At 60.2% G+C, this 21730-nt stretch carries 21 protein-coding genes; 8 read left to right on the top strand and 13 right to left on the bottom strand.

The window, feature by feature from the left end; translation table 11 throughout:
- Nucleotides 1-376 precede the first annotated feature (376 nt).
- A complete protein-coding gene (locus tag ACQ4WY_RS27750; protein ID WP_353658701.1) occupies nt 377-838 on the top strand; it encodes a rhodanese-like domain-containing protein in 462 nt (153 codons plus the stop codon).
- Between the two features lie 76 nt (nt 839-914).
- Here the strand turns inward: ACQ4WY_RS27750 and ACQ4WY_RS27745 are convergent, their stop codons facing one another.
- A complete protein-coding gene (locus ACQ4WY_RS27745) occupies nt 915-2267 on the bottom strand; it encodes a TAXI family TRAP transporter solute-binding subunit (protein WP_436506854.1) in 1353 nt (450 codons plus the stop codon).
- Between the two features lie 131 nt (nt 2268-2398).
- Between ACQ4WY_RS27745 and ACQ4WY_RS27740 the strand changes: the two genes are divergently transcribed.
- Nucleotides 2399-3004 carry a glutathione S-transferase family protein gene (locus ACQ4WY_RS27740; protein ID WP_436506853.1) on the top strand — a complete coding sequence of 202 codons (606 nt, stop codon included), beginning with the start codon at nt 2399-2401 and terminating at the stop codon, nt 3002-3004.
- Here ACQ4WY_RS27740 and ACQ4WY_RS27735 read toward each other — a convergent pair.
- The 7 genes from ACQ4WY_RS27735 to ACQ4WY_RS27705 form a co-directional block, all read right to left on the bottom strand.
- Nucleotides 3001-3381, bottom strand: coding sequence for a hypothetical protein (locus ACQ4WY_RS27735; RefSeq protein ID WP_436506852.1), 381 nt, complete (start codon nt 3379-3381; stop codon nt 3001-3003). The two genes, ACQ4WY_RS27740 and ACQ4WY_RS27735, sit on opposite strands and share 4 nt — an antisense overlap.
- Nucleotides 3382-3446: 65 nt before the next feature.
- Nucleotides 3447-6575 carry a transglycosylase domain-containing protein gene (locus tag ACQ4WY_RS27730; RefSeq protein WP_436506851.1) on the bottom strand — a complete coding sequence of 1043 codons (3129 nt, stop codon included), beginning with the start codon at nt 6573-6575 and terminating at the stop codon, nt 3447-3449.
- A 364-nt stretch (nt 6576-6939) separates the two neighbouring features.
- Complete coding sequence (locus ACQ4WY_RS27725; RefSeq protein ID WP_436506850.1) at nt 6940-7725, bottom strand: competence/damage-inducible protein A; 786 nt, start codon at nt 7723-7725, stop codon at nt 6940-6942.
- A gap of 45 nt (nt 7726-7770) precedes the next feature.
- Nucleotides 7771-8598 (bottom strand): EI24 domain-containing protein, encoded by an 828-nt coding sequence (locus ACQ4WY_RS27720; RefSeq protein ID WP_436506849.1) that lies wholly within the window; start codon nt 8596-8598, stop codon nt 7771-7773.
- Nucleotides 8598-9638, bottom strand: a complete 1041-nt coding sequence (locus ACQ4WY_RS27715) for a sterol desaturase family protein (protein WP_436506848.1) — start codon at nt 9636-9638, stop codon at nt 8598-8600. The genes ACQ4WY_RS27720 and ACQ4WY_RS27715 overlap by 1 nt, the downstream gene beginning before the upstream one ends.
- Nucleotides 9635-10468, bottom strand: coding sequence for a polysaccharide deacetylase family protein (locus ACQ4WY_RS27710; RefSeq protein ID WP_436506847.1), 834 nt, complete (start codon nt 10466-10468; stop codon nt 9635-9637). Before ACQ4WY_RS27710 ends, ACQ4WY_RS27715 begins: the two co-directional genes overlap by 4 nt.
- Nucleotides 10468-11439: a YVTN family beta-propeller repeat protein gene (locus ACQ4WY_RS27705; protein WP_353658709.1), complete on the bottom strand. Its 972-nt coding sequence runs from the start codon at nt 11437-11439 to the stop codon at nt 10468-10470. Before ACQ4WY_RS27705 ends, ACQ4WY_RS27710 begins: the two co-directional genes overlap by 1 nt.
- 196 nt (nt 11440-11635) lie before the next feature.
- Between ACQ4WY_RS27705 and ACQ4WY_RS27700 the strand changes: the two genes are divergently transcribed.
- Both ACQ4WY_RS27700 and ACQ4WY_RS27695 read left to right on the top strand, forming a co-directional pair.
- On the top strand, nt 11636-11992 hold the full coding sequence (locus ACQ4WY_RS27700) for an FKBP-type peptidyl-prolyl cis-trans isomerase (protein WP_034760263.1): 357 nt from the start codon (nt 11636-11638) through the stop codon (nt 11990-11992).
- A gap of 211 nt (nt 11993-12203) precedes the next feature.
- Nucleotides 12204-12458 carry an acyl-CoA-binding protein gene (locus ACQ4WY_RS27695; RefSeq protein ID WP_436506845.1) on the top strand — a complete coding sequence of 85 codons (255 nt, stop codon included), beginning with the start codon at nt 12204-12206 and terminating at the stop codon, nt 12456-12458.
- Nucleotides 12459-12598: 140 nt separating this feature from the next.
- Here the strand turns inward: ACQ4WY_RS27695 and proX are convergent, their stop codons facing one another.
- From proX to ACQ4WY_RS27675, 4 genes are all read right to left on the bottom strand, one after another.
- Nucleotides 12599-13654: a glycine betaine/L-proline ABC transporter substrate-binding protein ProX gene (proX, locus tag ACQ4WY_RS27690; RefSeq protein WP_353658710.1), complete on the bottom strand. Its 1056-nt coding sequence runs from the start codon at nt 13652-13654 to the stop codon at nt 12599-12601.
- Between the two features lie 9 nt (nt 13655-13663).
- Entirely contained in the window at nt 13664-14767 is a 1104-nt protein-coding gene (gene proW / locus ACQ4WY_RS27685; RefSeq protein WP_152253777.1) for a glycine betaine/L-proline ABC transporter permease ProW, read from the bottom strand.
- Entirely contained in the window at nt 14764-15999 is a 1236-nt protein-coding gene (gene proV, locus ACQ4WY_RS27680) for a glycine betaine/L-proline ABC transporter ATP-binding protein ProV (RefSeq protein ID WP_436506844.1), read from the bottom strand. Before proV ends, proW begins: the two co-directional genes overlap by 4 nt.
- A gap of 582 nt (nt 16000-16581) precedes the next feature.
- Complete coding sequence (locus ACQ4WY_RS27675) at nt 16582-16866, bottom strand: polyhydroxyalkanoic acid system family protein (RefSeq protein ID WP_099760480.1); 285 nt, start codon at nt 16864-16866, stop codon at nt 16582-16584.
- Between the two features lie 199 nt (nt 16867-17065).
- Here ACQ4WY_RS27675 and ACQ4WY_RS27670 point away from each other — a divergent pair, with 199 nt between their 5' ends.
- The 4 genes from ACQ4WY_RS27670 (at nt 17066) to ACQ4WY_RS27655 (ending at nt 20989) form a co-directional block, all read left to right on the top strand.
- Nucleotides 17066-18463 (top strand): gluzincin family metallopeptidase, encoded by a 1398-nt coding sequence (locus tag ACQ4WY_RS27670; protein WP_436506843.1) that lies wholly within the window; start codon nt 17066-17068, stop codon nt 18461-18463.
- 88 nt (nt 18464-18551) lie between these two features.
- A complete protein-coding gene (locus ACQ4WY_RS27665) occupies nt 18552-18839 on the top strand; it encodes a protealysin inhibitor emfourin (protein WP_436506842.1) in 288 nt (95 codons plus the stop codon).
- 331 nt (nt 18840-19170) lie between these two features.
- The gene (fdxA, locus tag ACQ4WY_RS27660) at nt 19171-19494 is read left to right on the top strand and encodes a ferredoxin FdxA (protein ID WP_010395176.1); all 324 of its coding nucleotides are present in this window, start codon (nt 19171-19173) and stop codon (nt 19492-19494) included.
- A 274-nt stretch (nt 19495-19768) separates the two neighbouring features.
- Nucleotides 19769-20989 (top strand): polyhydroxyalkanoate depolymerase, encoded by a 1221-nt coding sequence (locus ACQ4WY_RS27655; protein ID WP_436475730.1) that lies wholly within the window; start codon nt 19769-19771, stop codon nt 20987-20989.
- Nucleotides 20990-21042: 53 nt separating this feature from the next.
- Here the strand turns inward: ACQ4WY_RS27655 and ACQ4WY_RS27650 are convergent, their stop codons facing one another.
- Nucleotides 21043-21720: a DOPA 4,5-dioxygenase family protein gene (locus ACQ4WY_RS27650; protein ID WP_436506841.1), complete on the bottom strand. Its 678-nt coding sequence runs from the start codon at nt 21718-21720 to the stop codon at nt 21043-21045.
- Nucleotides 21721-21730: the final 10 nt, after the last annotated feature.

Raw genomic sequence — 21730 nt, 5'->3', positions numbered from 1 at the left:
TCCTAAATGAATGTGGGGTGAGCCGACCTTAATGCGTCTGGGCTGATGAAGCGAAGCAAACATTGCGTGCCACCAAAACTCATAGGGATCATAGCAGATTCCATGCCAGCTTCTGGACGGACGTGGCCGCCAAGGTCAAAACCTGGCCATCCCAGCGAAAGTTTTCCTGCCCGCGACTTTCACACGCGTTTGCGTCACATCAAGAATGCACTATGCAAGTGCAAAAAACGAATAACGCACCATTATCGTGCATTTTGTGCGGATTTTTAAAAAATGCCACGTCGTGGTGCATGCGCCGTGCACCATGGTTTCCCGTTTGCGGAGCGTGGGCGGCGCACTATAATCGTACACACCTTCCCACTTTTTCGAGGACGCCATGACTACCGCCGCCGACATCCTGAGCACCGCCCGCAGCCGGGCCAATGAAGGTACGCCATATGCCGGCGCTGTCACGCCGCAGGAAGCGTACGACTTGCTGCAACTCGATGCTGCCGCCAAACTCATCGATGTGCGCACAAATGCCGAGCGTGACTGGGTCGGCCGGGTCGACCTTGCCGATACCCAGCATGGTGCGGTGCAGTGGGCCACCTACCCGGGCGGCGTGCCGAATCCCGACTTCCTCGCGCAACTGGCCGCCCAGGCCGGCAAGGATGAGGTGCTGCTATTCCTGTGCCGCTCCGGCGTGCGTTCGCGCCATGCCGCCAAGCTGGCCACCGAGCACGGCTATATCAACTGCTTCGACATCCTCGAAGGCTTCGAGGGCGACAAGGACGCCGACGGCCACCGCAAGCAGATCGGCGGCTGGTGCAAGGCGGGCTTGCCGTGGCTGGGTGCCTGATTCACTGAACAGCGTTTGACCTTGCGGGCCGCCGCGCTGGTCGGGCGCAAGCTGTCAGTCACCCTTGTTTAAGACCTCAGGCCGGCTCGCCCGCTTCCAACGTCTGATGTTCTCCCATCAGGGTCAGAATGCGCTTGCGCACGAAGTTGATGTGGCTGCGCAAGCCATACAGGCCATCGGCAAACGACAGGGGAATCGATATCTGGTTGACCATTTCCTCGATCTGGTCCAGCCGTTGCAATTGCGCCGCATACACCTGCGCACGCTGCTCTTCCGGTACGTCTTCCAGCGCCTGCTCGACCGTGCGCAGCTGGCCATACCAGCGGTACACGCGCGAGCGGATGCGCCACACGTACAGGGGCGGCACCACGCGCGACAGGGGCAGGATCAAGGCACCCAAGGCCACCACCAGCACCCACATGCGGTCAAAGAAATTGGCTAGCCAGAAACTCATATAGCGCTGCAGCACGGGCGCGCCATCCTTGTAGAATTTCAGCGCTTCCGGCGCAACGGGAATTTCCGTGTAACGCGCGGATGGGAATTGCCCTTGCTGCTGGAACCAGCCCGTGCCGCCGTGGATGCCGGCCGCCGCCTGCACGAACAAGTCGATCAGGGCCGGATGCAAGTCTTCGCGTGCGACTAAAGTGGCGGTTGGCGCGATCAGGTGATAATCCTGCGCGGGAATGTTCTGCCCAAGGTCGACGATACCACGCGGCAAAACGACATGCGTGAGGAAAGGCAGGCGCCGCGTGTACGCTTCCGCTTGCGAAAAATCAAACAGCTTGATGCCTGGCGTTTGCAGCAGCATCTGGATCAGCGGCGCTTCCGGCGCCGAGCTGAACACCAGGCCGTCGATGCGCCCTTCCAGCAGTTCCACCGTGGCAGGCGTGTTTTGCAAATCGCTCACCGTCAACTCGTTCGCTTCGACACCATTGACGGACAGCAACTGCCGGAACAGGCTGGGCACACCCGTGCCTTCGGGCCCCAGGTTGATCTTCATGCCCTTCAATTGCGTCAGTTCCGTCACCGCCTTGTCTTCGCGCAGGAACAGCCAGACGGGTTCCGTAAACAGGCTACCCAAGGATATGAGGCCATGGCGCTCGGCATCGGCGTGTTCCGTCGAGCCGCTTTGCACGAAAGCGATATCGGTCTTGCCGCTATTGAGGCGCTGCAGGTTTTCCTGCGAGCCCAGCGACGGCTGCAAGGTCACCTTGATGCCGTGCTTGGCCAGGGTGGCCGCGTATTTCTTGCCGAATTCTTCATACGCGCTATTGTCCTGCCCCGTCGACAGGCTCACCTGGCGCGGCGGCGCCGGGTCGACCAGCCAGTAAGCGAGCGCGCAAAACGCGCCGACCAGCAGCAGGGTGGGACCGGCGGTGGCGAGGAAATCGCGCACGGAAAAGCGGCTGAACGCGAGGATTTTGGACATGTGGTGGCGCATAGGTTTCATGGGTGGCTACGATGCCAAGAAAACCTCAACTATGCAAGGCACTTTCACATGCGCGGCGTGGCCATTTCGGCTACAGTGGCAGGTCGATCACCTGTCCTATGGAGCCCCGCATGCTGAAAATTCTTGGAAAAGCCGCCTCGATCAATGTCCGCAAAGTCTTGTGGACGTGCGAGGAACTCGACCTGCCGTACGAACGCGAAGACTGGGGCAGCGGCTTTCGCGGCACGGACGACCCGGCCTTCCTGGCCTTGAACCCGAACGCCATGGTGCCCGTGCTGCTTGATGGCGACCTGGTGCTTTGGGAATCGAACACCATTTGCCGCTACCTGTGCGCGCAGGCTGGCCGCGACGACTTGCTGCCAGGTAACCCCCGCGCCCGCGCGGAAGTGGAAAAATGGATGGACTGGCAAATGGGTGATTTGAACAACAGCTGGCGCTACGCCTTCATGTCGCTGGTGCGCCAGAGCCCGGCACACCAGGATGCGGCGCAACTGGCGGCCGGTATTGCCGGATGGAACAAGATGATGGGTATCCTGGAACAGCAGTTGCAGCGCACGGGCGCCTTCGTCTGCGGTGAACAGTTTACCTTGGCCGATATCGTGCTGGGACTGTCTGTCAAACGCTGGCTGATGGCGCCCATGCAGCGTCCCGAGTATCCGGCCATCGCCGCGTATCACGCGCGCCTGGAAGCTAAAACCGCCGTGTTTGCCGGTTAATCGAGTTCGATTGCCTCGACCGTGCCGCCGATGACGTAGCAATCGCCATCGCGGCGCACTTCGTCCAGTGTAGCGGGATCATCGTGCGTATACGTGCCGTCGACATCGACGCACCAGACGTCGCCGAAACGCAGCAACTTCACGGCGCAGCAGATGCGGTTGATGAAGTTGCCCGGCGTCTTCATCATCAATTCCCGCACGTCACCCACCGTGATGGCCACCTGGCGCCAAACATTTCCGTCCAATCCATGATTTCTTGCATATAACACGATGCGCACGGCCTGCACGCCCCGGGGTTGGTACAGCTGTTCGATCGACACCAATGATCCATCGTCGAAACGGTGGTATTGCTCAAAAATCTGTTGCGTCCTGTGCATATTTCCTTTTCCTTCGCGCAAAAAAAACCGGCCCGTGAAGGCCGGCTTTCAGCTGTAACAACAGCTTAATTCGTGCACTGCCTGGCCACGCCTTCGGCCGGCGCGGGCGGCTCGATCAGCGGCATCAGGCTCGGCGCCAGCGACACCAGCAGCTGCACCGGCAAGGCACTGGTGAAGTCGTAATTTTTCGATTCCGGCCCCCGCACATACGCCGTCATGCTGCCATAGAAACGCTCGCCGATATTGAACACGAACGTGGCCGAACGGTTCACATAGCGCGACTCGATCAGGCGGCCGCCGGCGCCATACACGTCGAAGCGCTGGTCGCCCGTGCCCGTCTTGCCGCCCATCGGAATCGGCACGCCGTCGGCGCCGACGAATGCCGTCTTCGCCCGTTTCGCCGTACCGTCCGACACCACTTCGCGGATGGCCTTGGCGACGGCCTTGGCCACGTCCGGCGACAAGACCTGTTCCGCCTCCACCTTACTGCCCCGCTTGACCATGGTGTCATACGGCGTATTGGCGGCGAAATGCATGGAATCGATACGCACGCTCGGTTTGCGCACGCCATCGTTGATGATGATGCCCATCAACTCGGCCAGCGCGGCGGGGCGGTCGGCCGATGCGCCCAGGGTGGTCGCGTAGGACGGCACCAGCGAGTCGAAGGGATAACCCATCTTCTTCCACTGGCGGTGGATTTCCAGGAAACCTTCCACTTCCAGCAAGTTGGCAATGCGGCGGTCCTGCGCATGCTTGCGGTGCGTATTGAACAGCCATTTATACACTTCCTGGCGTTCCTTTTCGCTGGCCGCCACCATCTGCGACAGGGTGGAACCTTCATGCTGGCGCAGGTACGCGACCATCCACAATTCCAGCGGATGCACATTGGCAAGATAACCGCGGTCGGCCAAGGACCAGTTTTCCATCGCGTACTGCTGGTACATCTTGGCGACGCGCTCGGGCGGCACTTCGTTTTGCGATGGCAAGTTGGCGTTGAGGAAATCGCCGAATTCCGCCACCGTGCCCTTCGGATTGACGGTGCGGAAGATATTCGCCAGGCGCACGGGCGTCGGGCGGATACTGGCCAGCAGGATCTTTTCCTGCTCGTCGACGCTCTTGCCGCGGTACTTCTGGTAGAAACGGTGCAGGAACTCGCGCCCTTCCTTGTCGGCAAACCGGCTCAGGTACTGCGCGCGGCGTGGATCGTCCGCGTCCGCCAGCAGGGAAGCCGAGGAATCGGGACGCGAGAACATGTAGTAGCGGGCCACATCGCGCATCAGGCGCACGAATACCAGATTGGTCGACTGGCGCAGCGCCTGCTGCACCGTCATGATGCGGCTGTCGTCGAGCTTGGAGAAGTTGCCGAAATGGTGCAAGCCGCCGCCCGTGAAGAAGCCTTCGCCCGGGTTGCCCGAATATTTGCGTTCCATGGCGGCTGCCAGCATGGCAGGTAAATTGCGCGCCTCGCCGACCGGCAATGGCTTCAGATAGGCAATCGCCCACTGCGACAGCATGTCCTTCGGATCGACGGCGATCTTGCCCAGCTCGGCGGCGCCCATGCCGCTGTAGCGCTGGTGCAGCTGGTCGATGATGTCCATATAGGTCACCAGGGTGCGCAGCTTGGCCGTGGAACCGAGGTCCAGCTTGGCGCCTTCGTTGATATCGAGCGGCTGGTCGTAGTTATCCGTCTGCACGCGCAGCAAGTTGGCTTGATCGCCCTTTTGCAGCAAGGTAAAGCTGTAGACCACGTTGGCCGGGTCGCCATTGCCCAGCATGCCCTTGCCCGTCAGGCCGGCCGTTTTCGCCACTTCCGGGTCGCGCAGCTCGCGCAAGACCTTGGTGACGGCGTTCTGCGCCTGCGCGTCGAGCGTGCTGACCACTTTCAGGTCGAGGCGGTCGAGGTTGTACAAGCGCGGATCGCCGAGCATGCTGGCCAGATGATTACGCACGGCATTCGAGGCCTTGCGCGTGACGAACGAGGTCGACGCTTCCGATTGCGCCCCCGAGGCCGTCGACGGGCGCAGCTTCTCGGCGATGGCCGCATTGCGCAGCTGTGGCGAGATCACGCCCGCTTGCGCCAGCAAACGCAGATGGCTGTTGGTCAATTCTTCCAGATCGGCGCCGCCGGCCACCAGGTAATGCGAGGGACGGCGCTGCGCGATCAACAGGCTCAGCGCCTGCTTGTAGGCCAGCGCACTACCGGGCTGGTCCATATTGCCGTTAAGCAAAGTTTTCACTTCGGCAAATGGACGGCCATACCAGACCCACATGCCGTCGCCAATGCCGTTGACTTCGCCAAAACCGCTTTTTGCCGACAGCGGCACGGTGTTGAGGTAATTGACGACGATTTTGCGCCGCGCTTCCATGGTGTTTTCGCCATCCTGATACGAGCGCAAGCTGGCCGAAATCATTTGCAGCAGCTTGTCCTGCATGGAACTGGTGCGGCCATCTTCCGAATGCCGGTATTTTTCAATTTGCGTGGCCAGGGTACTGCCGCCGCCACCGCGATGGCCGCCGAACAGGTTCAACGCCTTGTCGAGGATGGCCTTGCTCAGGCGGTCCCATTCCACGGCGGGATTGCGCGCGGGCGTGCCCGGATCGAGCAATTCGCGGTTTTCGATGAACAGCAGGCTTTGCACGAGCGCTGGCGGCGCTTCGGCAAAGCCGTCGAACATGCGCTCAGGATAGCTGGCCGCGAACAGGGGCGCGGCGCGGCAATCGAGGATGGACAATCCCGCGCGGTTTTTCTCGTGATACGTGGCAAAGATGCCCCGGTCGACCAGTTGCACCATTTTCGGCGACATGCGCGCCTGCGCCGTCACTTCATAGTCGCGCGCGTTGAGCTTGGTGATGAAGTCCGGCAAGCTGGCATAGCCGAGGCGCTCGTCGTAGGGGCCGTGCTGCGGATAGCGGATGGCGCCCGCCGGCGCTGGGCCAGGCTCGACCTTGAACGCCAGTTGGCGGTCCAGGCGCGTAAAAAATTCCGCCTGCAGGGCCGAGGTGCGCACTTCGCGCATGACGAACCAGGCCACGCCGGCGATCAGCGCCAACACAATGATGGCAAAGATCGGCCAGATGCGCGAACGGCGCTTCTTCGGCGGGCTCACCGGCGGCGGCGCCTCGGCGCCCGCGTCGGTGAGTGGATCAGAAGGGGGCCGCTCTTGCGCGGCCAGATTGACGCCTGTGTCTGTCATGGGATGCTGGGGTAAGGTTGGGTTTGGACGGCGCGGGAAATACGGTAGCGATACCGCTCCGCGCAGGATAAGACGAGGGCCAGCCAGGGCCGGTCACAACAAAGCTTGCTTAACATGATGTCCATACCGGTGAATCAAAAAAACACGCTACTGCACAGGCAGGCAACCCCGCGTTTGACACGCCAGGCTCCTGTTCACCATTCCACCACATCGGCATGACAACGACTGAGGAGCGCGCACAAAAATCTTGCTTCATTGAAGATTTTCGCAAAAAAACAACGTCTTGGAACGTACGCTTGCGTACATAGATGCAAGGTGGGCTGGACGCCAGCGAAAAAGCTGCCGTCGCCGGCCTGGCTGCATGTCAGATGGTGGTGTATTCCGCCTGCAGAGTATCGAGCGCGGCGCACATCTGCGCAAAGGCGGCCGCCGCTTGCGCGGGCTCGCCCTTGACGCCCAGTTCGATATGCCGGCGCGTCTGCGCATCGCCCACACTGGGCAGGCTGAACACCTTGATCAGCGGAAACTCCGCTTCCAGGCGCACCATCAGCGGCGTCAACAGGGACTCAGCCGTTTCATACACGAGCAAAGCATGTTCCGCATGCGGCACCTGGTTGAACAGGTGCGCATAATGCGTATCGAGCACCCATTCGATCATGGGCCAGGACATGACGGGAAAGCCTGGCACGAAATAATGCTCGCGCACGGCAAAGCCGGCAATCTTGTTGTACGGATTCGGAATCAGCTCGGCGCCTTCGACAAATTCCGCCATTTTCAGGCGATGCAGATTTTCCGGCGAGTGCAAGTCCGCCGGTACGCCCGCCTCTTCGCCCATTTCCGTGATGCGCTGCTGGATATTGAGCTTGCCCTGCGGATGCAGCACCAGCGGCAAGCCAAGTGCATCGGCTGCCGCCTGGCGCGTATGGTCGTCCGGCGTGGCGCCGATGCCGCCAAAGCTGAAAACGATGTCGCCGCTGGCAAAGCTGCGCTTGAGCAACGCGACCAGGCGGGCCGGTTCGTCGCCCACGTATTCCGCCCAGCTCAGCTGCAAGCCGCGTGCCTTGAGCATGCTCACTACTTTCGGGAAATGCTGGTCCGTGCGCTTGCCCGACAGTATTTCGTCGCCGATGATGATCAATCCGATAGCCATGGAACTTCCTCGTTCGATTCGATTAAAGGTCAGAATTCACTAAGGTCAGGCGTCTGCCGGCGCCACGTCGGTCATGCCGCGTACGCCCCGCAACCGCGACAGTGCTTCCAGGCAGTAATACTGGAACCACAGACCCGTAAAGATAAAGATCAGTACATACAGCCAGATGGCGAACGCCGCCAGGAAGGGGAAGAACACCACCGCCATCACGCCGCCCATCCACAACATGCCCGGCACGGCGCCGGCCGCGCCGGACACCATGCCGATGGCCAGCAGGGGCCAGCGCTGCGTGCGCATGATGGCGCGGCGCTCTTCCACGCTGGCGTAGTCGGCCATGGCGTCGTACGCCATCACGCGGTACGTCAGCCAGCCCCAAAGCACGGCTTGCCCTGCCAGCGCGGCCGGCGGAAACGCGTACAGGGGCAGCATGATGACCCAGACGACGATGAACAGCAAGAACGCGGCCAGCGAGGTGCCAACGCTGCCAAGCAGGCTGCCGCCATGTTTCTTTTCCAGCTGCGGAAAGTGCCGCCCGCCCACGTGACGGCCGATGGCCGGCATGGCGAACAGGCCCATGAAGATCAGCGCCGTCAAGATCATCAACGGTAGCAGCATGAACATGGCGATCAGCGGCACGATCACGGCTTTCAACGTGCTCAGGCCGAAGGTGGACAGCACCTGCCCACTGGTACGGAAGAAATCGTACTGCGTGAACAGCGCATGCAGGCTGTCGATCAGCGGCTGCAAGCCCACGTACAGCAAGCCGCCCCACAGAATCAGCGACAGGATGAACGGCGCGACGCTCAGCAGCAGTATCCTGCCATGCAATTGCGACAGCAAGGCACGGCCATACGAATTCAGCACATTACGCATCAACGGCGTCCTTTTCGTTTGATTCTTGCAAATTCCACCATGCGGCGCAGGCCCAGCCATTGCTGCTGCCAGAAGCCGCGGCCATAGTTGCGCCCCGGACGGCCCACGCCATGGCTGTCGATGCGGGCCAGCTGGTCGCGCACGCCCGTGCGCGCATAGCCCGCCGAGAAATTCGCGGTGCCCAGCAGCATATCCCAAATCGGCAAGACGACGCCGAAGTTGCAACCGCCCATGCTGCCCTTGCCTTTTGACTCGTGCCCCACGCCGATCGCGTGGTGCGTGCGATGGAAACGGGGCGAGATCAACAGCCGCTCGCCGATGCGGCCGAAGTGTATCCTCACATTCGCGTGCTGCAAGCTTTGCAGAATGCGCGAAATCGACACCAGCAGCACATACTGGCCCGGCGGCACGCCGATACCGAGCGCCACCAGGGCCATCACCACGTCGCGCAAGAAGTCATCGAGCAAGTGGTTGCGGTCATCGCTCCACAAGTTCATGTTTTGCTGGCTGTGATGCAGGCTGTGCAAGCCCCACCACCAGCCGAAATGGTGCGAGGCCCGATGGTAGCAATAGTCAACGAAATCCAGTATCACAAAATAAATGATAAAACTGAGCAAAGGGCTGATGCCAGGCAACAGCGATTCCAGATTCAAGGGATGGATATTGTCGAAACGCAAGGCGCCCGCCAAGGCATCCATCAGCGGATCGAGCGTGAAGAAGACCACGACGGAAAACAGGCCGATGCGGTGCAGCACCGTGTAAATAAAGTCGTTCCAGCGGGCGCGCGGATCCGTCATCTTTTGTGCGGGAATCAAGGCTTCGAGCGGGCGCAGCACGAGAAACAGCAGCACCAGTTCGCACAGGCCGATCAGCAACCACTCCGTGCCCTCGAACGCCTCTTCCGTGAATTCGCCAAATCCCAGGTGATAGACGAGCGGGTTGACGATGGTCTGGAACAGCCAGCCTTGCGCCACGCCAAAGGCGTCGACCACGGCGTCAATGACGGGGGTGACGAGGCTGAGGATGTCGGCGGCGTTCATGGCTGCCCCTTCTTCTGTGCGTAGGCAGGATGCTCGCGCAGGGTGGCAAAACAGAAACCCTTGTCTTGCAAGCCGGAAATCAAGGCATCCAGGTTGGCGGGCGCCCACGGCTCCTTGCGCGACCAAATGCCCATGTGCGCAATGAAAATATCGCCGCTGCGCAAGTTCGCAAGGGCTTTTTTCAGCAACATGGCGTTCGGATACTTGTCGCTGGGCAACTCATCGCCCGAGTAACCGGCTGGCGCCCAGCCCGCATGCTGGTAGCCGCAGGCGCTGCCGGCCGCCAGGGTGCGCGGCGACGTGTAGCCGCCCGGCGCGCGCCAGAATGGGTCGAGCTTGTGCCCGGTCAGCTCCTGGAAGCGCGTATCGACACGGCGCAATTCCTCGCAGAACTGCTGATCCGTCAACGACGCCAGCTTGCCGCCGTCTTTGCCGAACTGGGGCTTGACCTGGATCAAGCCATTGGCCAGATCCTTCTTCCAGTACACGTGGTCAAACGTATGTGTTCCGAACGCATGGCCTTCGGCGACCCTGGCTTTCCAGTACGGCGCCCACGACGGGTCGAGCGAATAGTCGCCGCGCGTGGTCTTTTCATTGGCCAGGAAAAACGTGGCTTTGATGTGGCGCTTGTTCAGCACGTCGGCGATCAGATGCGCTTGCGACTGGCTGCCCGTGTCAAAGGTCATGTAAATCGTGCCCTTGCAAGCGGCCGGCGCAGAAGATGCGGCTGCGGCCACAGGTGCGGCGGCATGCGCGGGCGACAGCATGGCGCTGGCGCACAGCAGCATGGCGGGCACGTGGTCCGCGGAAATCAGACGTTTCATCGTCATCACATGCGCGGCGAGTGGGTGGCGAAATACACGCCATGGGGCGAGCGGCCCACCGGTATGGTCTTGATCACCTTGCGCGTGGTCAAATCGATCACGGCCACTTTCTTGATCCAGCGCAGGGTTACCCACATGGTCTTGCCATCGGGCGTGATTTCCATGCAATCGGGGCCACCGGGCACATTGATGGTGCCCACGTTTTCCAGCGTTTGCTGGTCGATGATGTTGATCGTGTTCGAGACGCGGTTCGAGACAAATGTCATGCGGTTATCACCGAGCGCGCGGAAATTATGCGTGCCGGCGCCCGCCTTGATGCGCTTGACGGTCTTTTGCGTGCGCCAGTCGATCACTTCCACGTAATCGCTGCCCATGATGCCCACCAGCAAATGCTTGCCATCGGGCGTCATCGTGATGCCGGCCGGCGCCGGGCCGACAGGCATGGTCCATTTCACGGTTTGCGTGGCCAGGTCGATGGCGCTGACCTGGTTGCTGCCCTGCTGCGTAATGAAGGCCATGGTGCTGTCGGCCGTGAACGCCATGTGGCTGGGCAGTTTTGGCAGCGGGATGCGCTTGGCCAGAGTCAGGTTCTTGCCGTCGTAGCGGTACAGGTCGATGCGGTCCAGGCGCAAGGAATTGGAAATGAACCATTTCTGGTCCGGCGAAAAACCGATCTGGTAGGGGTCGAGGATGTTGCTGATGCGGCGCTGAATCTGGCCCGAGACGGGGTCGAGGAAAATCAGCTCGTTACCGACGGAACTGGCAACGATCAGCGACTTGCCGTCCGGCGTTTCCATCAAATGGTGCGGTTCCTTGCCGACGGCAAAGGTGGACAGGGGAGCATAAGTTTTCTGGTCCAGCAATTGCACCGTAGCATCACGGGAATTGAGCACCACCACCACTTCGGCTTGCGCCGTAGACATTGCGGAAACCAGGCACAGCGAGGAAAAAACAAGGCGGCGTAGACTGCGGAACATGGAAGAAATCACTGTTAAATACAAAACATGCATTTTACGTGGAACACTGTATTTATTGTGTGAAATCCCCCTTAAATGCGACCGGCAGCCACACTTCGCCGTAATTTCCCCTTTTTCCTTACGCGGGGCCTGGAATGGCGCTTTGCAACTCATTGCTCTACAATCTGAAGCTTTCATCGCCTACACAAGGATTATCATGACCACCACCACTACTGCTTCCGGCCTGCAATACATCGATACCGTCGTTGGCGAAGGCGCTGAAGCGCAAGCCGGCAACAATGTTGTCGTGCATTACACGGGCTGGCTGCAAAACGACGACGGCAGTGCCGGTTCGAAATTTGACTCGAGCAAGGACCGCAACGATCCATTCGAATTCCCGCTGGGCGCCGGCCGCGTCATTCAAGGCTGGGACGAAGGCGTACAAGGCATGAAAGTGGGCGGCAAGCGCCAGCTGATCATCCCGGCAGCACTGGGCTATGGCGCACGTGGCGCCGGCGGCGTGATTCCACCGAACGCCACCCTGATTTTCGACGTCGAGCTGCTGGGCGTGTAAGTAGCAACCAAGCACCGACCAGGCTGCATTCCAACGACTGCGCCAGACGCCGCCCCTGTTCACTCAGCGGCGGCGTTTTTGTTTTGAGTATGCCCTCTAATGCACGACGCCTTTTTTTCACTATGATGTCAGGCACTGCAGCACGCACGGTGGCCACTCCACCGGGCCTGCCGCACTTTTCCAGCGATTCCATCAGCACACAGGAGCCATCATGAGTTTACAAGAGCAATTCGAACAAGCGCAGCTCGATTCCAAGACCCTGTCCGAGCGTCCGGACAATATGACCTTGTTGAAAATCTACGCCTTGTTCAAGCAAGCCTCGAGCGGCGACGCCACGGGCGAGCGCCCTGGCATGACCGATTTCGTCAACCGCGCCAAATTCGACGCCTGGGCGGCCCTGGCAGGCACCTCGAAGGAAGAGGCACAACAGCAATACATCGACCTGATCGAAGACTTGATGGATTAAACGCAACAAACGCCTGTTTTGCGGAGAAATAGGCCGAAAACGGCTGAAAACTCACCAAAAACCACAAAAACAGGCCGTTAACGTCAAAGTGGCTACCAAATCGGTAGCCACTTTTTTTTACGCCAGTGTCAGCCGCAAATTTACTTCTTTGCCGCCGCCAGCGCTTGCGCGATCCAGCCGTCAAACTTTTGCTGGTGATACTTGATCCAGCCGGCCGTATGGCGGGCGATATCGGCTTGCGTGTTTTCACCGCGGCGCATGCGCTCGTTCTGCGCATTGATGTCGGCCACCGGCAATTGCATCACTTCGAACAACTTGGCCGCGGCAGGGTTTTTCTCCGCCCAGGCCTTGTTGGACACGATGCGCGCCGTGTTAACGGCAAAGCCGTAATCGCTGCCATCGTCGAGGCGGGTATTTACCTTGTCCGGATTGGCCGAGAACGGCACTTTCAGCCAGACCACATCCTTGCCCGGCACCAGCACGCCACTGACCCAATACGGCGTCCACGTGTAGTACAGGATGGATTCGCCACGCTTGTAGCGTCCCAGGGTATCGGCGATCAGGGCCGCATAGCTGCCCTGCACGTGCGTCACCGTCTCGCGCAATTTGTACGCATCCATGTGCTTCTCGATCAGCGCTTCGCAGCCCCAGCCGGGATTGCAGCCCGTCAAGTCGGCCTTGCCATCGCCATCGTGGTCGAACAGCTTGGCCAGGGTCGGGTCGCGCAACTGGTCGATATTCGTGATGTTGTATTTCTCTGCAGTCGCCTTATCGATCAGATAACCTTGCGCGGCAGGACCGGCATACTGGCCCGTGCGCAACAGCTTGGCGTCACCGCCCGCATTGTTATAGAAATCCTTGTGCATCGGATCCCAGTGCACGGCCATGAAGGTGGCGTCGCCGTTGGCGATGGCGATATGCGCGGTCGGATACTCCACTTCCTTGATCGGCTGCACTTCGTAGCCGAGCTTTTCCAGGGCCTTGTCGACCAGCATGGTCTGGAAGGTTTCTTCCGCGATCGAGCTTTGCAGCGGCTGCACCTTGATGCCCTTGCCGGGCAGCGCATCGGCGACGGCCGGCGTCTGCGCCATGGCCAGGCTGGTGGTCAGGGCCATGACGGCGATCGCCAGGGCGGAAAACAGCTGGAACTTGCGTTGCGATTTTTGCGTCACTTTAAAATTGTCAATTTGATGCATGTGTATCCTTTATTGTGCGTTGGCCAGCGTGGCTTGCTGTTCAACATTATTTTTCTCCGTGTTGCCGCGCACCAGGCGCAGCACGAAACCGGCAGGACCCGTCTGGTACCAGTGGCGCACGCCACGGCGTGGCTGGCCCATCGCTTGCGTCAAGCGGTCCAGGGTAATGGCCAGCAGCACGATGCCCAGGCCACCCACGGTCGCCAGACCCATGTCCAGGCGGCCGATACCGCGCAATACCATCTGGCCCAGGCCACCGACGGCGATCATCGAGGCAATCACGACCATCGACAGCGACAGCATCAGCGACTGGTTGATACCGGCCATGATGGACGGCATGGCCAGCGGGAATTGCACGCGGGTCAGCAACTGCCACGGCGAGGCGCCATAGGCGCGGGCCGCTTCGATCAGATCGGGACGCACCTGGCGGATACCGAGGTTGGTCAGGCGCACCAGCGGCGGCAGGGCAAAGATGATCGTCACGATCACGCCTGGCGCATTACCGATACCAAACAGCATCACCACCGGCACCAGATAGACGAAGGCGGGCGTCGTCTGCATGGCGTCGAGCAGGGGGCGCAGGATATTCTGCGCGCGGTCGCTGCTGGCAAGGAAAATACCCAACGGCAAACCGATGGCCAGACAGAAGGCCAGCGACGTCAATACCAGCGACAGGGTGGTCATGGCTTCCGGCCAGATGCCCAGCATCGACACGACCAGCAGCGCCAGGACGGTGCCGACGGCCAGAGTGCGGCTGGTAAATTGCCACGCCAGCAAGCCGATGATGGCGATCACCGTCAGCGACGGGGCGGCCAGCAACACGCCTTCCACGCCGGACAACACACTGTCGATCGGCGCGCGCACTGCCTGGAAAAAGGGACGGAAATGCGCGACGACCCAGCCCAGGCCCTGGTTGATCCAGCTTTCCAGGGGCAGCGAGCCGTCGAAAATCTGCGTCAGGTGAAAGCCGGTCGCATGTTCCGGCTGCACGGCAGGCGCGGCGGCGTCCAGCCACGCGGTGCTGGCGTCGGTGGGTGGCGTCAGCGCCCAGGGATTGATCTGGGCGGCCTGTTCAACAACAGGTTCTACTGTGGAAACGGTGCTTGGGTTCATGCTTGTCCTTTCTGTTGTTGTGGCTCGGCAATGGCTGGCGTATCGCGGTCGAGGAACTTCAGCAAGGTTGTCTTGCTGATGGCGCCGCGGAAGCTGCCGTCATTGGCCACCACAGGGACGGCGTAAGGCAGTTGCGCCACCTGGCCGAACAGGCCGGCGACTGGTTCATCTGCATTGATGGTCTGCACATCAGGCAGATAGGCATGCGCCAGGCCCAGCGGACCGACATGGCCGTCGAGCGCACTACGCAGCGAATCGGCCGAGACGACGCCGAGGAACTTGCGCTGCGGATTGACGACATACGCAAAGGCGCGATCCTGCTCTTCCAGCATCGACAGCGCGGCGCGCGAGCCGCGGCTCGGCGACTCGGACACGACGATCTGACTCTTGCGGGCGATATCGCTGGCCTTGAAAACGGCCGCCGCATCGACGCCGCGCACGAAGTTGCGCACGTAATCGTTGGCAGGTTTGCGCAGGATTTCTTCCGGCGTGCCCACTTGCACCATATGGCCGTCTTTCATGATGGCAACGCGGTCGCCGATGCGCATGGCTTCGTCGAGGTCATGCGAAATGAAGACGATGGTGCGGCGCTTGATTTGCTGCAAACGCAGCAGTTCCGATTGCATTTCCGTACGGATAATCGGATCGAGCGCGGAAAACGCTTCATCCATCAGCAAAATCGATGGATCGCAGGCCAGAGCACGGGCCAGGCCCACGCGCTGCTGCATGCCGCCCGACAATTCGTCGGGATAGCTGGCACCGTAGCCGTCCAGGCCCACTTGCTCCAAAGCTTGCTGGGCCAGCGCATGGCGCTCGGCCTTGGGCATGCCGGCCAGTTCCATGCCGAAGGCAGTGTTGTCGAGCACGGTAATTTGCGGCAGCAGTGCGAACGACTGGAACACCATGCTGATGTCCTTGCGGCGCAAGGCGCGCAACTGGGCGTCCGGCAAGGTATTGATGTCGTTGCCATCGATCAGGATGCGGCCGGCGGTCGGCTCGATCAGGCGGTTCAGCATGCGCACCAGGGTCGACTTGCCCGAACCGGACAGGCCCATGATGACGAAGATCTCGCCTGCTTCAATGGTAAAGGTGGCGTCGAAAACGCCGATGGTGCAGTCGGTCTTGGCCAGGATGTCCTGCTTGCTGGCGCCCTGGTGGACGAGTTCAAGTGCTTCTTCTGGCTTGTCGCCGAACACTTTGAACACATGGTCGATAATGATTTGTTTTGCCACGATGTGGTTCTCCCTCGATTTGACGAATGGAATGAAACCCAGCAAGCTGCTAGCTTGCGGCGGGAATCAGCAAACCCTGTTGCGTCGGCTACGCCACGGCGCAAAAGCGCACGGGAGCGACAGAAAACAGGGGGTGACACGCGTGTGCCCAGCGGATGGCCAAAGCCGATGCCGGGGTGCCCTGTGCGTGCTAAAAGAGGCTGTGGTTCAGGACTTTTAACAACGCTAGCGCCATGCAAATACATGGCACCAAATGTATTTGACCGAAAAAAAATCGACCAAGCTACTTTTAACTGGATGCGGGTGTAAAACCCGAAGAATTATTCACCACTCAGTGAGCGGAGAGTACTGCGAAGCAGAAGGTGAAACGCGGTGTAGCTGTTGTAAATATGACTCAAGTATAACGCAAAAAGCCACCAAAGTCCAATGGCTTTCCAAATAGAAATGTGCTAGCAATGTTCGCCAGCGTACAGTCAGGCGTAAAAAAGGCGAAAAGAGACGTATTTTTATCGTCTTTTCGCCCATCACTGCGACACGCTCTCTAGCACCAAACATGGCGCCAGACAAGCGGGTGAAATGCCATCAAACTGACTCGGTAAACACCTTGCGCATCTTCTCGGCAATCTTGCCTTCGATTGTGGAAGCGAAGGCACTGAGCATGAAGCCCAGCTTGATTTGCAGTTGCGCCTGCTCTTTTTCCAGGGTCAGCGAACCATCGACGCCGCTGCGCTCGAAGCGCAGCACATCGCCATCCCAGGCGCACGCCAGGTCATATTCCTGGGCCAGCTTGTCGGCCACTTGCTGCGCCGCTTCGCGCGCCTTTGCTGCTGTCAGCTTATGTTGCTGAACTATATTTATATCCGCCATCAAACGATCCTTTTATTATAAAAACGGGGCAATACGGCCAGCATCATACCAGCCGCCATGCGGCGGGTACGGCGGCAGCCGGCGCCGGACGGCTAAAAAAGCCCGTCCTTCCCACGCATCGTTTGCGCCGGATCAAACCGGACGCGCCGAAGCGGGACGACTATTCCAGTTCCAGTTGCGCGTGTCTTGGAGAGCTACCATGGACCAGAAAGTCATCGTGCCGGTCGAAGCCGTGCTGACCAAATGCGTGTCTCTGCCCGTCGGCTATGTCCCTACCCCATCGGCGCCCTACCGTCTGCACCGCAAGAATGCGCAACTGACCCTGCAGCCGGGCCCGCCCCGCCTGACCGAGGCAACGGTCCGCAACCGGGCCGCCGTGCCCGTCGGTTCGCGCGTACTGATCTGGAAGCAAGACCCGTCCGTGAGCGAAGTGGGCACGCGCAAGAGCTTCCTGCCCGGCCTGATCCTGCAAGGCCCGCGCGACGCGCGCATCACGTTTGGCGAACCGGGCATCGCCCAGGTCAGCCCGAATGCCTTCGGCGACTTCATCGTCTCCCCCAACTCCGACCAGTTCGATGCCGTGCACACGTTTGCCATCGTGCGCATGACGCTCACCATGTACCAGCGCGCGCTGGCCAGCAACGACACGGCGCCGCCCCTGCCCTGGCAATGGAATAGTGCCAGCAACACGGCCCCGCTGCGCGTGTTCCCGCACGGCTTGCCCAATGTCATGAATGCCTATTACAGCCGCAGCGACAAGGCCCTCAAGTTCGGCGACTTCATTCCCAGCGGCGCCAACGAGCGCGTCTACACCTGCCGTTCGCTCGACATCGTCTCGCATGAAACAGGGCACGCCATCCTCGATGGTCTCAAGCCGAATTGGCTGCTCAGCAACAACCCGCCCCAAACGGGCGGCTTGCACGAGTCGTTCGGCGACCTGACGGCCATCTTCCTGGCTCTGTCGCAGCTGGACCAGGTCGAAGCCGTGATCGCGCAAACCAAGTCCGACCTGCACGACAAAACGTTTCTCGCCGACCTGGCGGAGCAGTTCGGCCTGGCGCTGGGCCGGCCGAACGGTTTGCGCAATGCCGACAATGACATCAAATTATCGGAGGCTGGCACGGAAGTGCACGCCATCTCGCAAGTGTTTACAGGCGCCATCTACGACATCCTGGCCGACATCTTTGCCCACGAACGCCAGCCCCAGCTGGAAGATGACGCGGCCGTGCTGCACCGTTGCGGCGACTACCTGCGCAGCCTGGTCTTGCGCGCCCTGCTGGCGTCTCCCGACCATGCGGCCACGTATGCCGATGTGGCTGGCCACATGCTGACGATCGCCCAGGCCGACGGCCACGGCGCCTACCTGGATTTCATCCGCAACAGCTTTACCGTGCGCGAAGTGCTCAAGGACAATGCCATGACGGAGGATGGGCAAATGACCTTTACCGCAGGCATCGTCGATGACGAGGGTGCGGTGCAAGACAGGCGCGCCTGCTGCGGTACCATGAACCATGCGGAATACAGCGAATCGGATCAATTGCTGGAAGCGGAGCGCGAAGCGCTGGCGGCCTGGTGCCGCAGTTACGCCCCCCGATAAACACCCAACGCCGCAGGCCCGCCAGCAGTCAGCCGCAGGCGATGGCATGCCGCATCACGTCCCACCACCGTCCTCAAGAAGGAGCAGCATGAAAATTTCAGCCCGCAGCAGCGGCGGCTTTGCCGGCCTGAGCGAACAGTACGACATCGATACGCAAGCCCACCCGGCCGGCCCCGGGCTGGAAGCGGCACTGGCCAGCAGCGGCTTTTTCACGCACCAGCAGCCTACGGGCGAACAGGTGGGCGCCGATATCCCCCATTGGCAGATCACCGTCGAGGCGCCCACCGCGCGCCGCACCATCACATTTGCCGAGGATGGCAGTGCTGAAAATGCACGTTGGGAACAGTTGCTGACGCAAATACGCGCCAGCGCCTGATTGTTCCGGCACTTATTTTTACCGATCTTGATTTGGGTAAAACAAAAACACCACACGGAAAGCTGGTACGCCGCCCCTCCTGCACCCTGCGACGGCGGGCGACTGTCGCTTTCTTGCCGCGTTCTTCATGGCAACGTCCCGGATAGTCGCTGAATTGCACGCTCTGCGCGGCAACGGCCCTGTCAAAAAATGAATTTGCTTATATGTATTGTATATAAGCGGGATTTGTGAGAAATAGCGAATTGCCTTAAAATACAATGCTTTGCTTTAGTATGCGCCGCCGAATTTCCTGCAGGCGCTACAGCACCTCCCCCAAATTGATAGGACTGTTATGACCCACGTTGTCACCGAATCCTGCATCGCCTGTCGCTATACCGACTGCGTCGATGTCTGCCCGGTAGATTGTTTCCGGGAAGGCCCGAACTTCCTGGCGATCGATCCGGACGAATGTATTGACTGCGCCGTCTGCGTGGCAGAATGCCCGGTGAACGCGATTTTCGCGGAAGAAGACGTGCCGGGCGACCAGCAAGCCTTCATCAAGATCAACGTCGATCTGGCCCGTAACTGGCCTTCGATCACCAAGACGAAGGCTGCCTTGCCGGAAGCCGAGCAATACAAAGACGTCAAGGACAAGCTCGACATGCTGGTGCGCTAAGCGCACGGCAGCTGCGGCGGCCGTCCCTGCAAGGATACTCTTCCCCGCAGGGACATAGCGGCAAAAAAATCTACAAAAAGCAGCGGAAACGCTGCTTTTTTTGCTTTTAAAACATCGTTGCAGGTCTATCCACGCAGTGTGGCACGCTGTCACAACTATAGGCAAACTGCGGCCCTATGCGCGGTGAAGCACATTTTGTCCTCAACAAATATCGTAGAATTGGATTATGATATTTGAGCCGATATTGGCGCTTGGAATCAAACAAGGACTCTATATGCTTTACCAACTGCACGAACTGCAACGCTCTTTCCTCACTCCGGTGATGCAATGGGCAGACATGTCCTCCAAGTTATTTACCAACCCGGTTTCCCCACTGGCCCACACTCCGTTTTCGCAACGCATCGCGGCCGGCTACGAGCTGATGTACCGCCTTGGCAAAGACTACGAAAAACCGCAATTCGACATCCAATCCGTTCTCGTCCAGGGCGAGAGCGTCGACATCCGAGAACACGTTGTCGTCACAAAACCGTTTTGCCGCCTGATTCACTTCAAAAAAGAAGCCACTGGCTTGCAACAGCCCAAAGTTTTGCTGGTTGCCCCCCTGTCCGGTCACCACTCGACCCTGCTGCGCGATACCGTGCGCGGCTTGCTGGCCGAGCACGATGTCTACATCACCGACTGGACGGACGCGCGCATGGTACCGCTGACGGAAGGCCCGTTCCACCTCGATGACTACATTTATTATGTGCAAGAATTCATCCGCCTGCTGGCGCCTGACTTGCACGTGATTTCCGTGTGTCAACCGACCGTGCCCGTGCTGGCCGCCATCTCGCTGATGGCGACGGCCAAAGATCCGCACATGCCGAAAACCATGACGATGATGGGCGGCCCGATCGACCCGCGCCGCTCGCCCACGCAAGTGAACAATCTGGCGACGGAAAAGAAATTCTCGTGGTTTGAAAACACTGTGATCTACGCGGTGCCGCCGAACTACCCTGGCTTTGGCCGCAAGGTCTATCCGGGCTTCCTGCAGCATGCCGGTTTCATCGCAATGAACCCGGGCCGCCACGCGCAAAGCCACCGCGAGTTCTACATGCACCTGGTGACGGGCGACGACGAGCCGGCGGAAGGCCATCGCCAGTTCTACAATGAGTACAACGCCGTGCTGGACATGCCGGCCGAGTACTACCTGGAAACCATTAAAACGGTTTTCCAGGAATTCAGCCTGCCGATGGGCACGTGGAAAGTGGGCGGCCAGCTGGTGCGTCCGCAAGACATCACGAATGTGGCGCTGTTCACGGTGGAAGGCGAACTGGACGACATTTCCGGCGCTGGCCAGACGCAGGCGGCGCATGACCTGTGCTCCGGCATCCCTGCCGAGATGCAGCAAGACTTCGTGGCGCCGAAATGCGGCCACTACGGCATCTTCTCAGGCCGCCGCTGGCGCGAGATCATTTGCCCGAAAATCGGCGAATTCATCCAGAAGCATTCCTGATCCGCATTGTTTCAAGCAAAACGGCACGCCAGGCCACCCTGGCGTGCCGTTTTTTATGCGCGCTCGATTTTCACTGTCGGGCGCGTATTGACAAAGATCTGCTCGACCCTCGGCTCGCCCGGCCCCGGCTTCTTCATTGCATAGCCATTCACCGGCTGCGAGCGGTTCACCCACAGCGCGTAATACAGGTGGTCGGCGCGCGGATCTTCCGTATTCGGGTGGATCAGTATCGTCAGGCCCAGGCTGTTGAGCTGCAGCCACGGCACGATCACGGGCAATAGATCATTCGTGAAGCCAAAGTAAAACGACGGCGTCACGTGCGGGCCGCGCGGCTCCAGGTTCCAGTCGCCCAATTCGATCTGGAAGCGCTCGGCCGCCCACTTGCGTATCAGCGCCGCCTTCTGATAGCTGTCTTCGTCAAAATAGATATGCGCGTGATAGCTTTCAATATCCGTGTAGGCGCGCGGTGTCGACGGCAAGGTTTCCTCCCCGGGACGCACGCTGACGGGACGCGGCGTGGGCGCCGTATCCGTATGCTCACCCCACGGACTTTTACCGGGCGCTGGTTTCGCGCGTTTGACGGCGCCATCCTGCGCCAGCGCCGTGCCGGCCAGGCCCGAAGCGGCCAGCGCCGCTACCAATCCGCCGCCGCGCAAAACCGTGCGGCGTTGCGGAGAGAGGAGATTGGCCCATTCCAGGTCGATGGCCGCGTGTTGAGTGTTGTCTGACATAGGATTTCCT

It is taken from the genome of Janthinobacterium salmonicoloratum, assembly GCF_051380845.1.
In the GTDB taxonomy this organism is placed as follows: domain Bacteria; phylum Pseudomonadota; class Gammaproteobacteria; order Burkholderiales; family Burkholderiaceae_D; genus Janthinobacterium; species Janthinobacterium lividum_F.
This window is presented reverse-complemented; position numbering and strand designations above follow the sequence as displayed.

Excerpts from the sequence above, each read along its gene's own strand:
- ACQ4WY_RS27750 (WP_353658701.1), top strand. The coding sequence starts at position 377 with ATGACTACCGCCGCCGACATCCTGAGCACCGCCCGCAGCCGGGCCAAT.
- ACQ4WY_RS27745 (WP_436506854.1), bottom strand. The coding sequence starts at position 2,267 with ATGTCCAAAATCCTCGCGTTCAGCCGCTTTTCCGTGCGCGATTTCCTC.
- ACQ4WY_RS27740 (WP_436506853.1), top strand. The coding sequence starts at position 2,399 with ATGCTGAAAATTCTTGGAAAAGCCGCCTCGATCAATGTCCGCAAAGTC.
- ACQ4WY_RS27735 (WP_436506852.1), bottom strand. The coding sequence starts at position 3,381 with ATGCACAGGACGCAACAGATTTTTGAGCAATACCACCGTTTCGACGAT.
- ACQ4WY_RS27730 (WP_436506851.1), bottom strand. The coding sequence starts at position 6,575 with ATGACAGACACAGGCGTCAATCTGGCCGCGCAAGAGCGGCCCCCTTCT.
- ACQ4WY_RS27725 (WP_436506850.1), bottom strand. The coding sequence starts at position 7,725 with ATGGCTATCGGATTGATCATCATCGGCGACGAAATACTGTCGGGCAAG.
- ACQ4WY_RS27720 (WP_436506849.1), bottom strand. The coding sequence starts at position 8,598 with ATGCGTAATGTGCTGAATTCGTATGGCCGTGCCTTGCTGTCGCAATTG.
- ACQ4WY_RS27715 (WP_436506848.1), bottom strand. The coding sequence starts at position 9,638 with ATGAACGCCGCCGACATCCTCAGCCTCGTCACCCCCGTCATTGACGCC.
- ACQ4WY_RS27710 (WP_436506847.1), bottom strand. The coding sequence starts at position 10,468 with ATGACGATGAAACGTCTGATTTCCGCGGACCACGTGCCCGCCATGCTG.
- ACQ4WY_RS27705 (WP_353658709.1), bottom strand. The coding sequence starts at position 11,439 with ATGTTCCGCAGTCTACGCCGCCTTGTTTTTTCCTCGCTGTGCCTGGTT.
- ACQ4WY_RS27700 (WP_034760263.1), top strand. The coding sequence starts at position 11,636 with ATGACCACCACCACTACTGCTTCCGGCCTGCAATACATCGATACCGTC.
- ACQ4WY_RS27695 (WP_436506845.1), top strand. The coding sequence starts at position 12,204 with ATGAGTTTACAAGAGCAATTCGAACAAGCGCAGCTCGATTCCAAGACC.
- proX (WP_353658710.1), bottom strand. The coding sequence starts at position 13,654 with ATGCATCAAATTGACAATTTTAAAGTGACGCAAAAATCGCAACGCAAG.
- proW (WP_152253777.1), bottom strand. The coding sequence starts at position 14,767 with ATGAACCCAAGCACCGTTTCCACAGTAGAACCTGTTGTTGAACAGGCC.
- ACQ4WY_RS27675 (WP_099760480.1), bottom strand. The coding sequence starts at position 16,866 with ATGGCGGATATAAATATAGTTCAGCAACATAAGCTGACAGCAGCAAAG.
- ACQ4WY_RS27670 (WP_436506843.1), top strand. The coding sequence starts at position 17,066 with ATGGACCAGAAAGTCATCGTGCCGGTCGAAGCCGTGCTGACCAAATGC.
- ACQ4WY_RS27665 (WP_436506842.1), top strand. The coding sequence starts at position 18,552 with ATGAAAATTTCAGCCCGCAGCAGCGGCGGCTTTGCCGGCCTGAGCGAA.
- fdxA (WP_010395176.1), top strand. The coding sequence starts at position 19,171 with ATGACCCACGTTGTCACCGAATCCTGCATCGCCTGTCGCTATACCGAC.
- ACQ4WY_RS27655 (WP_436475730.1), top strand. The coding sequence starts at position 19,769 with ATGCTTTACCAACTGCACGAACTGCAACGCTCTTTCCTCACTCCGGTG.
- ACQ4WY_RS27650 (WP_436506841.1), bottom strand. The coding sequence starts at position 21,720 with ATGTCAGACAACACTCAACACGCGGCCATCGACCTGGAATGGGCCAAT.